Source organism: Thermodesulfobacteriota bacterium (assembly GCA_040758155.1).
Taxonomy (GTDB): Bacteria; Desulfobacterota; Deferrimicrobia; order Deferrimicrobiales; family Deferrimicrobiaceae; genus UBA2219.
Genome location: JBFLWB010000069.1, coordinates 1 through 12,744 on the forward strand (window position 1 = coordinate 1; position 12,744 = coordinate 12,744).

Here is a 12,744-nt window from a genome sequence, read left to right on the forward strand (position 1 = left end):
GGCCGGAAACTAAGATTGGGGAATACCACGGCAGGGAGGTGCAAGCGGATGAGGAAAGTCGCCGTTCTGACAGCTCTGGTTGCCGTACTGGTCTTCGGCTTCGGCGTGGCGGTCGCCGCGCCCCTCGACAAGATGCTCATCAACGAGATCCAGAAGGTCAAGGGCCCTGTCGCCTTCGACCACAAGGCGCATACAGGGTTTGCGAAGGAGTGCAAGGCCTGCCACCACGCGGACGCCGCGGGCAAGGAGCAGAAATGCTCCAAGTGCCACGGCGACAAGACGGAAGGCAAGAAGCTCTCCCTGAAGGAATCCTTCCACAAGACGTGCAAGGACTGCCACATGAAGGAGAAGAAGGGCCCCGCCAAGTGCGACGAGTGCCACCAGAAGTCGAAGTAGCCTCCTGACCGGGGCGGAAGGACCGATCCTTCCGCCCCGGTCAGTTTTCCATCGCCTCCGAGAGCCGCTGTACCGTCCCCTTGCCGTCCGCCCTCCAGAGGAAGCGCCCGCTTCCCTCCGATACGTCCTCCGCTTCCAACCCCAACACCGCCCCTTTCCGGAGCGGGAATTCCTCCACGGCGGGGGACAGAAGGAATGCGGCCAGCTCTCCGAGGTCGGGCTCATGCCCGACGAAGGCCGCCTCCCGGGGATGCCCGGCCGCCGCAAGCAGGGAACGGAGCGCCCGATGGTCGAATCCCGGCGAAAGCTCCGGCGCCACTACAATCTCGCCCCGGTACTTCAGCCGCTCGGAGAGGATCTCCGCGGTCTGGACGGCGCGCACCAGGGGGCTGGAGAAGATGATTTCGGGGGAGGCGCCCAGCTCCCGGACCCGGCGGGAGATGTCACGGAAGGCGAGCCGGCCTTTCGCCGTGAGGAACCGGTGGGTTTCGAGAACGGCTCCCGACCGTTCGACCGCCTCGGCGTGGCGTACGAGGTACAGCCTCAAGCGGGCGTCCCGGGAAGGCGGACGGTGAAGCGCGTCCCCTCCCCGATGCGGCTCGCCACCCGGATGCTGCCGCCCTGGGACTCCACGATGTGCCGCGCAATGGAAAGCCCGAGGCCGGTGCCTCCCAGCTCCCGGGAGCGCCCCTTGTCCACCCGGTAGAATCTTTCGAAGAGCCGCGGGAGATGCTCCGCGGAGATCCCGGGCCCGTCGTCCGCCACCTCGAGCACGCATCCCCCGTCGTCGATCCTCCCGGACACGGCGATCCGCCCGCCGTCCTTCCCGTACTTGATCGCGTTGTCGACCAGGTTCGAGAGGGCGAGCGAGAGCTTCCGGAGGTCGGCTTCGAACGTTCCCTCTCCCGCTTCCACCAGGAGCGTCTTCCCCGCGCGCTCCGCCGCGGCCCGGTACGGGTCGACGAGCCGGGAAAGGAAGGAGGCGATGGAAGTCTTCTCCTTGTCGAGGGGCACGGCCCCGGATTCGGCCCGGGACAGCTCGAGCAGGTCGTCGATGATCCGCTCCATCCGGAGGGCGTTCGCGTGGACGGTTTCGAGGAACGCCGGGTCCGGCGTCCCCCCTTCCCGGATCGTGTCCTGGATCGTCTCGAGATACCCGCGGATGTTCGTCAGGGGGGTCCTCAGCTCGTGGGAGGCGTTGGAGACGAAGTCGCTCTTGATCAGCGAGAGCCTTCTTTCCTCGGTGATGTCCCGGAGCGTGAGAAGGAGGTCGACCCCTGCTTCCTCCCTGTAGCGGACCCTCGTGGCGGCGATCCGCACGGTGCGGTCCCCCTCCCTCGTCGGGAAGGAGATCTCCCGCGGCGCCGGTTCCCCGCCCCGCATGCATGCGTCGAGGAAGGAGAGGACCTGGGGCAGCCGGACGATCTCCGCGTAGGGCCGCCCTTCCCCCATCGTCCCCGAAACGTCGAGGATCCTCCCGGCCGCCTGGTTCATCACCCGGACGGTCCGTTGCGGGGAGACGACGATCACCCCGTCCGCGAGGCTGGCCAGGAGCGTCATCAGGCGCGCCTTTTCCGCGTCGAGCTGCCCGATCGTGCCGGCGAGCCGGGAGGCCATGCCGTTCATGGCGCGCGCCATGTCCTCGACCTCGTCGCCCGTCCGGATCTGCACGGTGCGCGACAGGTTTCCGGCCCCCATTTCCCGGGCCGCGGCCTGCATCTCCGCGAGCGGGCCGGTGATCCTCCGGGCCAGGAGCGCGGCTCCGCCCAGGATGAGCAGCAGCGCCCCGAGCCCCGTCACCAGGATGACGGCGGTGATCTGCCGGAGGCGGCCGTTCAGCTCGGAAACGGGAATCGCGGTCCGGACGGCGCCGATGACCGTTCCTTCCTCGTCGATCGGCAGGGCGGCGTACCGCATCTCCTCCCGGACGGTGATGCTCCGGCGGTGGGAGAACCCCGGCTGCCCGGAAAGCGCCTCCCGGATCTCCGGGTGGCTCTCGTGGTTTTCCATCCCCTGCAGCCCATCGGCCCCCACCGTCGAGTCGGCTACGACCGTGCCCTCCGGCAGCACGACGGTAAGGCGCGTCCCGGACACCTTCCCGATGAGGTCGCCCTCCTTCGCGATCTGCTTCAGGTCGAGCGGTCGGGTGGCGAGGAGGGGGCGGAACGTTTCCGCGACGAGGCTGGCCTTGATGAACAGCGTCTCGTCTGCGTCCTTCAGGATGAGGCTTCGCACGCTGAGGAAGCCGGCGCCGCCGGCGACGAGGAGCGCGATCCCCGCGACGACAAGCTGGGTGAGGAAGAACTTCCACGCCAGCGACAGGTGCTTCATCATGGGCCTCTCAGCCCTCCCGGAGTTTGTAGCCGACGTCCTTGACGGTTTCGATGGCCTGGGCGAGCAGCGGGATCTTCTGGCGCAGCTTCGCGATGTGGACGTCCACCGTCCGGTCGATCACATGGGTGTCGTCCCCCCATGCCTTGCGCAGGATCGCCTCGCGGGAGAGGACGCGGCCCGAGGAGACCAGGAGCGCCTGGAGGATCCGGAACTCCTTGGCGGTGAGGGATACGGCTTTCCCCTGGACCCGGACCTCGTGGCGCGCCACGTCCATCCGGAGCTCCCGGTACTCCAGCGGCGCCTCGGCTGCCTCGCGGTCCGCGGGACGGCTGCGCCGGAAGACCGCCTTGATCCGGGCGACCACCTCTCTGGGGCTGAACGGCTTGGTGATGTAGTCGTCGGCGCCGAGCTCCAGGCCGACCACCCGGTCGGTCTCGCTTCCCTTCGCGGTGAGCATGACGACGGGCGTCCCCTCGATGCCGGGGCTCATGCGAATGGCGCGCAGGACTTCCAGCCCGTCCGCTTTCGGGAGGAGGATGTCGAGTAGGACCAGGTCGGGCCGTTCCTTCCTCGCCTTCGCGATCGCGGTTTCCCCGTCGGTCGCAAGGATGGGCGCGTACCCTTCCTTCTGCAGGACATGAGCAAGGAGGTCCCGGATCTCCTTCTCGTCCTCGACCACGAGGATGGTCTTCGACAATCCCGCCTCCGGAAAGTCCGCCTGGGGCTCCATTATACCGAAGTCACGGGATGGGGGAGAGCCACAGGGGCCCGCCGGGGAACGGGAGACCCCGGCGGGAGGAGATTTTGCCGAGGGATACGATCCGGTCCCTGGCCGTCCATGCGAGCCGTTTCCGGTCGAGCCCCGGGCAGGGGATCGGCCTGCCGACGACGACGCGGAACCGGACCTCCCGCAGCGCCAGCAGCCGGAGAAAGTGCGGGACGAATTCGGCGTCTCCGTGCCAGCAGACGGCGTCGCGCCGCGCGCCGGCCGCGGGTTCGCCGTCGATCTCCACGACGTCGATATGGACGGGCAGCACCGACGCGTCGGGAACTCCGGCGACGGCGGCGAAGGGCACGGCCTTGAAGGGGAGGACTCCCTCTCCACGCGAGGAGGTCCCTTCCGGAAATACCAGGACGCTTCCGCCCCCGGAGATCCGCCGCCGCACCTCGTCGACGTAATCCCCGCAGGCGGCGCGCTCCTCCCGGTCGACGAACACGGTCCCGGCGAGCCGCGACAGCGACCCGACCAGCGGCCACCGGGCCACCTCCGATTTCGACACGAACGATCCGGGGAGCAGGCTCCCGAGGACCGGGACGTCGGCGTAGCCGAGATGATTGGACACGACGAGCCGTTTCCCGGGTTTCGGCAGCTCGCCGATGACGTCCACCCGGATGCCCAGGATCGCGCACATGGCACGGGACCACGCCCCGAGGTACGCGGAACGGTACCGCGGGCGTTGTTTCGCCGGGAAGGCCCACGCGGTGGCCGCGAGGACGGACCCCACGGCAAGAGAGACGCCGAGGAACGCGGCCAGGCGGATGAGTCGGCGGATCAAGCTCATGCCAGAAAGCGCCTGCCGTACCTCTGGACGATGTCGGCGGTCCGCGCCAGGACGAGGAAGTCGGTCGTCCCGAACTGGCGGTCATGCGCCGGAGGCCCGCACACCTTCGCGCCCAGGCGGAGATACCCCTTGAACAGGGGAGGGAGCCGCCGGAACGCGGAGGACTCGTCGACCGGCGCCGGCCCGGGCGGGAGAGGGATGTCGAAGCCGCGCCGGGGAGTGACGCGCAGCCCCGGGGCGGAAAGGTGCTCCCGCAGCAGCATCCTCTGGATCGCGGATAGCTCGGCCTCGTCGGCGCCGTAGACGCTCGCGCAGCCCATCAGCGCGTCGGCGCCGCACCGGCGGAGGTATTCCGCGATCCCCCGGAACAGGAGCAGGATGACCCTCCCGTCGCGGTACTCCTGCGCCACGCAGCTTCTGCCGAGCTCGAGCAGGCGGAGCCCCGAGCTCTTCAGGTTCGACAGGTCGAACTCGGATTCGGAGTAGAACCCGAACGACGGCAGCCGGTCGAACGGAAGGAGCCGGTAGGTCCCCACGAGGCAGTCGCGGGCGGAATCGATCACGAGCAGGTGGTCGCAGTGGCTGTCGTGCGCGTCCTGGTCCAGCCCGAGCGACCGGGAGGAGACCAAGCCGAGCCGGAGCTCCCGGGTGAACACGTCGAACCGGAGCCGCTGCGCCTCGACCGTCTCCAGGTGCGTCTTCGCGAGGCGAAGCTCCAGCCCGCCGTCCCGCAGGACGAAGGGATCGCCGCCGCATCGGCTGGGCGCGGGGCGTCTGCCGGGGGCGGTTTCCTGAAGCGCGAAGGAATTTTCCATGGGGGTGTCCTCCTGCGTCGGATTCTCGTTTTCACCGATGAAGGTATCCGCCGCGGGTTAAGCGCGGGTTACGTCCGGGTAAAAATCGTTCGATGGAAACGGCCGGCTTCCGCGGGTTCTTAACGGGCTCTTTACGCGGCGGCGGCGCGGCGGCGGGTAAGATGAGAAAAAGGAGGAGGGACGGGATTGCGGAAAGAAGCCGGGTCGTTCCCGGGGCTTCGGAAGTTCCTGTGGGGAGCGGCCACCTCCGCGTTCCAGACGGAGGGGTCTCCCCGGAGCGACTGGACCCGCTGGAAGCTGCGCGACGAGGCGGACCGGAGGTCGCGGATCCGCGGCGTCGGCCACGTCGAGCGCACCGGCGAGGACCTCGCCCTGCTCTCGGAGCTCGGCGTCAACGCGTACCGGTTTTCGGTGGAGTGGAGCCGGGTGGTCCCCCGCCGCGGGGAATGGGACCGCCGGGAAATGGACCGCTACGTCCGCATCGCCGCCGGGCTGCGGGAGGCGGGGATCGAGCCGGTGGTCACGCTGCACCATTTCACCAACCCGTACTGGCTGGTCGGCCGCTCGGGATGGGAGGACCGGGCCGTCGCGGAGGAGTTCCTGCGGTTCGCGAAACGGGCGGTGCGCTGCCTGCGGGATCACGTGCGCGTGTTCGTCACCTTCAACGAGCCAAACGTGTTCGTCGCGGGCGGGTATCTCGGCGGGATGATGCCTCCCGGGCGGAAGAACGTCCGGGACGGCTTCGAGGCCTACGCGAACGTCTTCCGGGCGCATGCCGAGGCGTACGACATGATCCACGCCCAGGGGCGGGAACGGGCGGCCGTCGGGGTGGCGCACAACATGGTGGCGTTCCACCCCGCGTCCGCGAAGTCGGCGCTGGACGGATGGGCCGCAAAGGTCGCCCATTCCACCTACAACATGGGGCTGATCGAGACCTTCCGCACCGGGACGCTCTCCGTGCGCGTCCCTTTCCTGATGAACGAGGAGGTCCCGGTCGGCGTTCGGGACAAGCTGGACTTCCTCGGCGTGAACTACTACTTCCGCATGTTCCTCCGGATGTCTCCCTGGAGCCTGAAGGGGCCGGAGTATTTCTGGGAGGACCGCGAAGGCCGGAGGCTCACGGAGACCGGGTGGGAGGTCTACCCGAAGGGTTTCGAGGAAGTCCTCCGTTCCGCATCGCTGGCGGGGGTGCCGATCGTCGTCACCGAGAACGGGACGGCGGAGACCGACGACGCGCGGAAGATCGCCTACATGAGGGACCATCTCCGCATCGTCCACCGGATGTCCCGCGATGGGATCGACATCCGGGGCTACTTCTGGTGGTCGCTGATGGACAATTACGAATGGCTGGAGGGGCTTCGCCCCCGGTTCGGCCTTTACCGCGTGAATTTCGACACGCTGGAGCGAAAGCCCACGGCCGCGTCGGCGTATTACGCCGGCCATGTCCGGAGGAGCCTGGCCGCGGAAGCGGCCGCCCGCCGCCGGAAGATTTAACGCGTCCTTCATCCCGGGTTCATTCTCCCGCAGCACAAGCCCGTTATCTTCGGGTCCATGAGCCCATTACTCTGCGATTTCCACATCCACACCGCCTGGTCGGACGGTTCGGTCGACCTGCCGGACGTCGTCGACATCTACGGACAGGCGGGTTTCGACGTCATCGCGATCACCGACCACGTCTACAACAGCGACAGCGCGATCGGCGCGATCGCGAACGGATTGAACAAGGCCGTTTCGGAGGAAACCTTTCCCCGGTACATGGAGGCGCTGGCGTCGGAAACCGAACGCGCGATGCGGCGCTACGGCATGCTGCTTCTGCCGGGCGTCGAGATCACGAAGGACTACCTCTCCAAGGACGAGTCCGCGCACGTCCTGCTGCTGGGGCTGCGGCGATACATCTCGGCGGACCTGCCGTGGCTCGACGTTTTCCGCGAGGCGCGGGAGCAGGAGGCGGTCATCGTCGCGTGCCATCCGCACCACACCGATCACGAGGTGCACGACACGCTCTACTTCTGGAACAACCGCCAGACGTACATGCCGTATTTCGACGCATGGGAAGTGGCCAACCGCAACGACCTGTTTTCCGTCGTGAGCCTGAGCAACTATCCCGTGCTGGCCAACGGCGATTTCCACAAGCCGCAGCATCTGTATTCCTGGAAGACGCTCCTGACGTGCCGGAAGGAGGCGGAGGCCGTGAAGGAGTGCATCCGGGACAACCGGGGGGTGGCGATCACCATGTTCCGGAACGGCACGGCGAGGGATTAAGGAGACAAGGGAGGAAGGGAATGATCCTGGCGTTCGAGCTATTGACGGCCGCGTCGCTCGCGGCCTGCGTCGTTCGGTTCGGCTGCGCGTGGAAAGCGCTGCGCGAAGGCCGCCGCGGGGGAGCGGGGGGCGACGGCGGTGTGCTTCCGCCGGTGTCGATCCTGAAGCCGCTCAAGGGCGTGGACGACGGGCTGCTGGACAACCTGTCGGGCTTCTGCCGCCTGGACTACCCGGAGTACGAGATCGTCTTCTGCATCCAGGGGGCGAGCGATCCGGCGCTGCGCGTGGCCCGGAAGGTGAAGGAGATGCACCCGGGCCGGGAGATCCGGATCGTCGCGTCGGATTGCAGGGAAGGGCTGAACCCGAAGGTCAACAACATGATTCCCGGATACGCCGCCGCGAAGCATCCCTTCGTGCTGATCAGCGACAGCAACGTCGCCCCGGATCCCGGGTACCTTCGGGAGGCGATGTCGCATTTCCGGGATCCGCGGGTGGGGCTGGTCACGCACTTCGTGCGGGGCGTGGGGGCGAAAACGCTGGGGGCGCGGCTGGAGGCCCAGCACCTGAACTCGTTCATCCTCCCGTCCGTTTCCCTGCTCGACCGGGTTTTCTCCATGCCGTGCGTCGTCGGGAAGTCGATGCTCATGCGCCGGTCGGACCTCGAGGAGCTGGGAGGGCTGCGGGGAGTGAAGGATTTCCTGGCCGAGGACTACGTGCTGGGGGAACGGTTCCACAAGGCGGGGAAGAAGGTGGCGGTGTCATCCTCCCCCGTGGACACCGTGAGCGTCTACCGCACCGTGGGACAGTTCTTCTCCCGGCATGCGCGGTGGAACCGGATGCGCTTCTCCATCGCCGGCCCCGCATATTTCGGGGAACTGCTCGCCAACCCCGTGGCGCTTTCGCTGGTAACGGTCGCGGCGGCGGGAGGGGACGCGTCCTCCCTTCGGATCGCCGGGACGGTCGTCGCGGCGAAGGCCGCCCTCGACCTCTCCCTGTTTCTTGCGATGGGCGACCGCGCCTCCGCCCGCTGGGCGTTCCTTGGACCGGTGCGCGACCTCATGGCGTTCGGGCTCTGGTTCTCCGCGTTCTGGTCGCGGAGCGTGGAATGGAGGGGCCGGACGCTGCGGATCGCAGGCGGCTCCCGGCTGGTCCCCGAGGGCGGGCCGGTCGTCCTGGAGCCCGGTTCTACGGGACTGCGGGCGGGAGAAGCTCGATGAAGATCGGGTTCGAGTAGAACCATAGGTCGGCGAGCGCCTTTTCCGGGGTGTTGCAGCGCAGGGGGACTTCTTCCCCACCGCACGCCGACGCGTCCGGCAGCGGATTCCCCTCGCCGTCCGTTTCGCCCGGCGTCCCCGGAGGGAGGTTCGTCCCCCGGAGGCGGAGATACACGGCGTTCCGCACGGGACCCAGGTCGATCTTCGCCCTGCACCATCCCTCGCTGCACTTCCATTCCCTTCCGGTGACCCGGGCGACGATCCGCGCGGTCGGATTCGTGCCAAGCGCGTACGCCTCGGTCCCGGGAAGCGCCTTCGCGGAGACGCTTCCCGCGATCAGGTCGATGTGGTCGACGCGGGAGGCGTCCCCGCCGCCGGTCCTCGGTGCACGGAACGCGATGGAAACCTCCAGGCGGTCGCCCTCCGCCGTCGTCAGCGTCTCCCCCATGGTCGCAGTGCCGCCGCCCGCCGCCGCGTGAAAGGAGAGGGCGTCGATCAGCCCTCCCAGGACTGCGAAGGAGTTGCCGGACCGCATCCCCTCGACGACGGCCTTCAGGCCGTCCCCCTTCACGAAGGTGAACGATTTGGCGTACTCGCCGGGCCAGAAATCCGTCCCCGGCCCGTGGAAGTCCGAGTTCGCAAACAGGAAGAAGCCGCGCCCTTCGCCCAGCAGGGCGTCCCATGCCCCTCCGATCTTCGCGGCCATAAGGTCCGCACCGCCATATGCGGGATAGCCTCCCCGCACGGGGGCCTTCTGATGTCCCGGGATCCCCTCGAAGCCGAAGGCGACGCCGGGGGCGGCGTCGTTGAATTCGCGCAGATCCGCGACCGTGAATTTTCCGCGCCGCGAAGGGTGATTCGGAAGGAACCAGGCCGCCCCGTCCCGGGCTAGGATCCCGAGGCACGCCACGGCATCTTCGTGCGTCCGGTTCCGTTTCGGAAGCGCGTATGAGGCGGCTTTGACGGAGGCGTCGCAGGCGGACTCGAATTCATCGAGGGCGGCCGGGTCGTCGGTCGCGATGATGACGCTTGCATGCTCGTGGCCCGGGACGTTCCACTCCATGCCGCAGAGGATCCGTTTCTCCGGGTATTTGCCGCGGAGCCGCTGCGCGTCCGCGCCGCGGCGGCCGTCCGGCTCCTCCCCGAGGCTTCCGCCGTGCTCGGAGAAGGCGATCCAGTCGAGGCCGTTCGCGAACGCCCGGGAGGCCACCTCGTCCGCCGTCCGGCGGCCGTCGCTCATTACGGTGTGCATGTGGAAGTCGCCCGCCAGCCATCGGCCGTCGGCCTCCCCGGCAATGGCACCGCCGTCGGCTCCCGCCGCCAGCCCCGCGGCCAGCAGGGCGGCGATCGACGTCTTCCGGAGGCGGGCTCCCGCCATGCGGCTCCTTACGAGGAAGGGAATTCCTTCGGAACGACGATCCGCAGCGGGACGTCGGTCATCGTGAACCGGACCGGAAGGGGGCCGAGGTATTCGCCGTCCACCTGCGAGGCGGACGGGATCCTGGAGCGGACCGTGACGGTGGTTTCCTCCCGGATCATCACGTGGCGGGACCGCGCGTGCCTGCCGGTCAGGATGTCGATGGCGAACTTCGCGATCCCCCACCGTCCCTTCCGGAGCAGGGCGACGACCTGGAAGGTGTTTCCCTCGATGTTCCCGTCGGGCGCGATGACCACGTTCCCGCCGTACTTCCTCCCGCGGACGACGAACACGGCCTGCGCCTCGATCCGCTCCCGGTCCGGCAGGTCGAGCCACAGCGGCGGGTGCGCCCGGAGGAAGTGCCGGATGCCGACGAGGCCGTAGGCGGCGATCCCGAGGTAGTTCTTCTGCCGGTGGTTCATCTGTTCCACGACCTCGGCGTCGAAGCCCGCGGATGCGAGGAGGACGAAATACCGGTCGTTCGCCTTCCCGAGGGGAACGGTGATGGTCTTCCCTTCGTCCAGCAGCGACAGGCAGCCCTCCACCGATTTCGGGAGGCCGAGCTCCCGGGCGAACACGTTCCCCGTTCCCCCCGGGACGATCAGCAGCCGGGCGCCGCTGCCCGCCAGGCCGTTGGCGACCTCGTGGATCGTCCCGTCGCCGCCGACGGCGACGACCGCGTCCGCCCCGTTCGCCGCCGCCTCGCGCGCCATGAGGACGGCATCGCCCGCCCCGTCGGTCCAGAGGATCCGGAAATCGACGGCCCGCGACATCAGGAACGCGCGTATCCGCTCTATCCGGTTCGCCACCTTGGGGCCGGCGACCGGGTTATAGATCACCTCGATCATCACGTGGGATTATAGGATACTTCCGATGGTGACCCAAACCCCGATTCCCGGACCTTCCAGGGAAATGAAGCGGGATCCGCTTCGCACGCGGCCGACGAGATACAGGGCGACGCGCAACTTGTCGATTTAAAAATTCAGTTTGCCTTTGACTTGGGATTCGATCCTGTCCAGAAGAGAGGGACGATTGCCGATTTGCGGCGCCCATTTTTTCGTGTGCGCGCCGCGCTCGAAGACCGCCATGCTGTCGTAAAAGTGCATCGACAGGGTGGTCCTGGTGAAGTCCGACGGCGGCAATGCGTCTCGCGTGTGGTCAGCGTTCAGTTCGTCAATCAGGTCCTTGCAAAGTTCAATAAACGTGGAGCGTTTGCCCAAGCCTCCCTCGAACTCCTCCCAATACGCTGTATGCAAGTCCTCCACCATGTAAATGCCGTTCTTTGCCACGCGAGGATAAAGAAACCGGAAACTGGCAACGACGTGACTCATCATGTGGCTGCCGTCGTCGAGAACGATGTCGGGAGCACCGAACTCGTCGAGCAGACGATTCAGGAATCGCTGGTCACTCTGATCTCCGATGCGCACGTCGATCTGATCGTCCTCGAAAGCCTTGCACTCGGATCTGATATCGATGCCGATAATTCGCGCGTGCGGACCAAAATAGCGCTTCCACATCTGTAACGATCCGCCCCGCCCACAACCGATTTCCAGGAAAGTAAGCGGCTTATTGACAAAATCCCCGAAGTGACGTTCATACACCGGGAAATAATGTTTCCACTTATGGATGATCCTCCCGTCGTTGACCAGGAAGTCGGACCAAAGAGTCATCTTGTTTCGCTCCTTGCCGAAGTCACACCGGAAAAGCTGTATGTTGCGCATGGATCATATCGGATTATATTGATGCAAGCAAAAGAATCCCCCCCCCGCATCCGATCCCTTCCCACACGATCCCCTTTCACGCATGGAGGCGTTGTGATAGGCCCTGCGATGGCGGGAAGTCGATCATCTGTTCGGGTCGCACCTTTTCGTCTTCGGTGCGAAACCGCGCGCAACCGAAAAAGAAAATACCAAGTGATTTCGGTGATTTGGATTTAAGGAGCAATTATAGGATACTTAAGCCGTGCGTCCCACCTTCCCCATAGCGACCCCGGGACGCCCGGTCTTCGTCGCCCATCGCGGGGCGTCTGACCGGGCGCTGGAGAATTCCCTCTCCGCGTTCTCCCTCGCGCTGGCCGACCGCGCCGATATGATCGAGTTCGACATCCGGCTTTCCTCGGACGGCGTTCCGGTGGTCCTCCACGACGAGGCTACGGGAAGGACGGCGACGGAGAACCTCGTCGTGGCCAAAACTCCCTGGTCGCGCCTTCGCCGCGTCCGGCTGAAGAACGGGGAGATCCTCCCGTCCCTTGCGGAGGTCTTTTCCCTCGTCCGAGGCGCGGTCCCGCTGAACGTCGAGTCGAAGGCGCCGGGGGGCGTCGCGGCGGCGGTGCGGGTTGTTGAGGAGACGGGGTATGCCGGAATCCTGGTCCTGTCTTCCGGGCTGCGGGAAGAGTGCCTGGCCGCACGCTCCCTGCTGCCGTCGGCGCCGTGCGGCCTGGTGACGCGCCGGCCGTCGGCCTCGGATCTGGCGTTCTGCCTGCGCCACGGCCTCTCGTCGATCCACCCCGACCACCGGCGCCTCACCGCCCTGCGCCTGCGTGCGGTCCTGGATTCCGGGATCCCGCTGGTCCCCTATACCGTGGACGTCCCCGCGACCGCGTTCCGTCTGATCGCCGCGGGCGCCGCCGGCGTATTCTCGAACAAGGCGCAGGCATTGCGGGAGGCGTGGACGAACCGCGGGAAGTAGCTGGTAGAGGGAGACATACTTCGCTTTAAACGCGGGATGAAGGGGAAGTGTGTCCC

Annotated in this window: 13 protein-coding genes; 5 read left to right on the forward strand and 8 right to left on the reverse strand. The window is 67.0% G+C overall.

Going from position 1 to position 12,744, the window contains the following annotated elements; all coding sequences use genetic code 11:
• The first annotated feature begins 48 nt into the window (after positions 1 to 48).
• A complete protein-coding gene (locus tag AB1346_04145; GenBank protein MEW6719623.1) occupies positions 49 to 396 on the forward strand; it encodes a cytochrome c3 family protein in 348 nt (115 codons plus the stop codon).
• Positions 397 to 436: 40 nt separating this feature from the next.
• Here AB1346_04145 and AB1346_04150 read toward each other — a convergent pair whose 3' ends face one another.
• From AB1346_04150 to AB1346_04170, 5 genes are read right to left on the reverse strand one after another with little or no spacing between them, the layout of a single operon-like run.
• The gene (locus AB1346_04150; protein MEW6719624.1) at positions 437 to 943 is read right to left on the reverse strand and encodes a phosphoglycerate mutase family protein; all 507 of its coding nucleotides are present in this window, start codon (positions 941 to 943) and stop codon (positions 437 to 439) included.
• A complete protein-coding gene (locus AB1346_04155; protein ID MEW6719625.1) occupies positions 940 to 2,730 on the reverse strand; it encodes an ATP-binding protein in 1,791 nt (596 codons plus the stop codon). The genes AB1346_04150 and AB1346_04155 overlap by 4 nt, the downstream gene beginning before the upstream one ends.
• Positions 2,731 to 2,737: 7 nt before the next feature.
• A complete protein-coding gene (locus tag AB1346_04160) occupies positions 2,738 to 3,427 on the reverse strand; it encodes a response regulator transcription factor (protein ID MEW6719626.1) in 690 nt (229 codons plus the stop codon).
• 43 nt (positions 3,428 to 3,470) lie between these two features.
• The gene (locus tag AB1346_04165) at positions 3,471 to 4,292 is read right to left on the reverse strand and encodes a lysophospholipid acyltransferase family protein (protein ID MEW6719627.1); all 822 of its coding nucleotides are present in this window, start codon (positions 4,290 to 4,292) and stop codon (positions 3,471 to 3,473) included.
• The gene (locus AB1346_04170) at positions 4,289 to 5,107 is read right to left on the reverse strand and encodes a GNAT family N-acyltransferase (GenBank protein ID MEW6719628.1); all 819 of its coding nucleotides are present in this window, start codon (positions 5,105 to 5,107) and stop codon (positions 4,289 to 4,291) included. Before AB1346_04170 ends, AB1346_04165 begins: the two co-directional genes overlap by 4 nt.
• Before the next feature lie 186 nt (positions 5,108 to 5,293).
• Between AB1346_04170 and AB1346_04175 the strand changes: the two genes are divergently transcribed.
• The 3 genes from AB1346_04175 to AB1346_04185 are packed head-to-tail and all read left to right on the forward strand — an operon-like array spanning position 5,294 to position 8,586.
• Positions 5,294 to 6,601 carry a family 1 glycosylhydrolase gene (locus AB1346_04175; protein ID MEW6719629.1) on the forward strand — a complete coding sequence of 436 codons (1,308 nt, stop codon included), beginning with the start codon at positions 5,294 to 5,296 and terminating at the stop codon, positions 6,599 to 6,601.
• Between the two features lie 57 nt (positions 6,602 to 6,658).
• The gene (locus AB1346_04180; protein ID MEW6719630.1) at positions 6,659 to 7,369 is read left to right on the forward strand and encodes a PHP domain-containing protein; all 711 of its coding nucleotides are present in this window, start codon (positions 6,659 to 6,661) and stop codon (positions 7,367 to 7,369) included.
• A gap of 20 nt (positions 7,370 to 7,389) precedes the next feature.
• On the forward strand, positions 7,390 to 8,586 hold the full coding sequence (locus AB1346_04185; protein MEW6719631.1) for a ceramide glucosyltransferase: 1,197 nt from the start codon (positions 7,390 to 7,392) through the stop codon (positions 8,584 to 8,586).
• On the opposite strand, the gene AB1346_04190 is transcribed toward AB1346_04185, so the two are convergent.
• The 3 genes from AB1346_04190 to AB1346_04200 form a co-directional block, all read right to left on the reverse strand.
• Complete coding sequence (locus tag AB1346_04190; GenBank protein MEW6719632.1) at positions 8,555 to 9,961, reverse strand: hypothetical protein; 1,407 nt, start codon at positions 9,959 to 9,961, stop codon at positions 8,555 to 8,557. The genes AB1346_04185 and AB1346_04190 overlap by 32 nt on opposite strands.
• Before the next feature lie 8 nt (positions 9,962 to 9,969).
• Positions 9,970 to 10,848, reverse strand: coding sequence for a diacylglycerol kinase family protein (locus AB1346_04195; GenBank protein ID MEW6719633.1), 879 nt, complete (start codon positions 10,846 to 10,848; stop codon positions 9,970 to 9,972).
• Between the two features lie 126 nt (positions 10,849 to 10,974).
• Positions 10,975 to 11,721, reverse strand: a complete 747-nt coding sequence (locus AB1346_04200; protein ID MEW6719634.1) for a class I SAM-dependent methyltransferase — start codon at positions 11,719 to 11,721, stop codon at positions 10,975 to 10,977.
• Between the two features lie 241 nt (positions 11,722 to 11,962).
• Here AB1346_04200 and AB1346_04205 point away from each other — a divergent pair, with 241 nt between their 5' ends.
• Positions 11,963 to 12,688 (forward strand): glycerophosphodiester phosphodiesterase, encoded by a 726-nt coding sequence (locus AB1346_04205; protein MEW6719635.1) that lies wholly within the window; start codon positions 11,963 to 11,965, stop codon positions 12,686 to 12,688.
• Positions 12,689 to 12,744: the final 56 nt, after the last annotated feature.

What these genes read in the sequence shown, in the direction of transcription:
- AB1346_04145 (MEW6719623.1), top strand. Translation starts at nt 49, where the DNA reads ATGAGGAAAGTCGCCGTTCTGACAGCTCTGGTTGCCGTACTGGTCTTC.
- AB1346_04155 (MEW6719625.1), bottom strand. Translation starts at nt 2,730, where the DNA reads ATGATGAAGCACCTGTCGCTGGCGTGGAAGTTCTTCCTCACCCAGCTT.
- AB1346_04165 (MEW6719627.1), bottom strand. Translation starts at nt 4,292, where the DNA reads ATGAGCTTGATCCGCCGACTCATCCGCCTGGCCGCGTTCCTCGGCGTC.
- AB1346_04170 (MEW6719628.1), bottom strand. Translation starts at nt 5,107, where the DNA reads ATGGAAAATTCCTTCGCGCTTCAGGAAACCGCCCCCGGCAGACGCCCC.
- AB1346_04180 (MEW6719630.1), top strand. Translation starts at nt 6,659, where the DNA reads ATGAGCCCATTACTCTGCGATTTCCACATCCACACCGCCTGGTCGGAC.
- AB1346_04185 (MEW6719631.1), top strand. Translation starts at nt 7,390, where the DNA reads ATGATCCTGGCGTTCGAGCTATTGACGGCCGCGTCGCTCGCGGCCTGC.
- AB1346_04190 (MEW6719632.1), bottom strand. Translation starts at nt 9,961, where the DNA reads ATGGCGGGAGCCCGCCTCCGGAAGACGTCGATCGCCGCCCTGCTGGCC.
- AB1346_04195 (MEW6719633.1), bottom strand. Translation starts at nt 10,848, where the DNA reads ATGATCGAGGTGATCTATAACCCGGTCGCCGGCCCCAAGGTGGCGAAC.
- AB1346_04200 (MEW6719634.1), bottom strand. Translation starts at nt 11,721, where the DNA reads ATGCGCAACATACAGCTTTTCCGGTGTGACTTCGGCAAGGAGCGAAAC.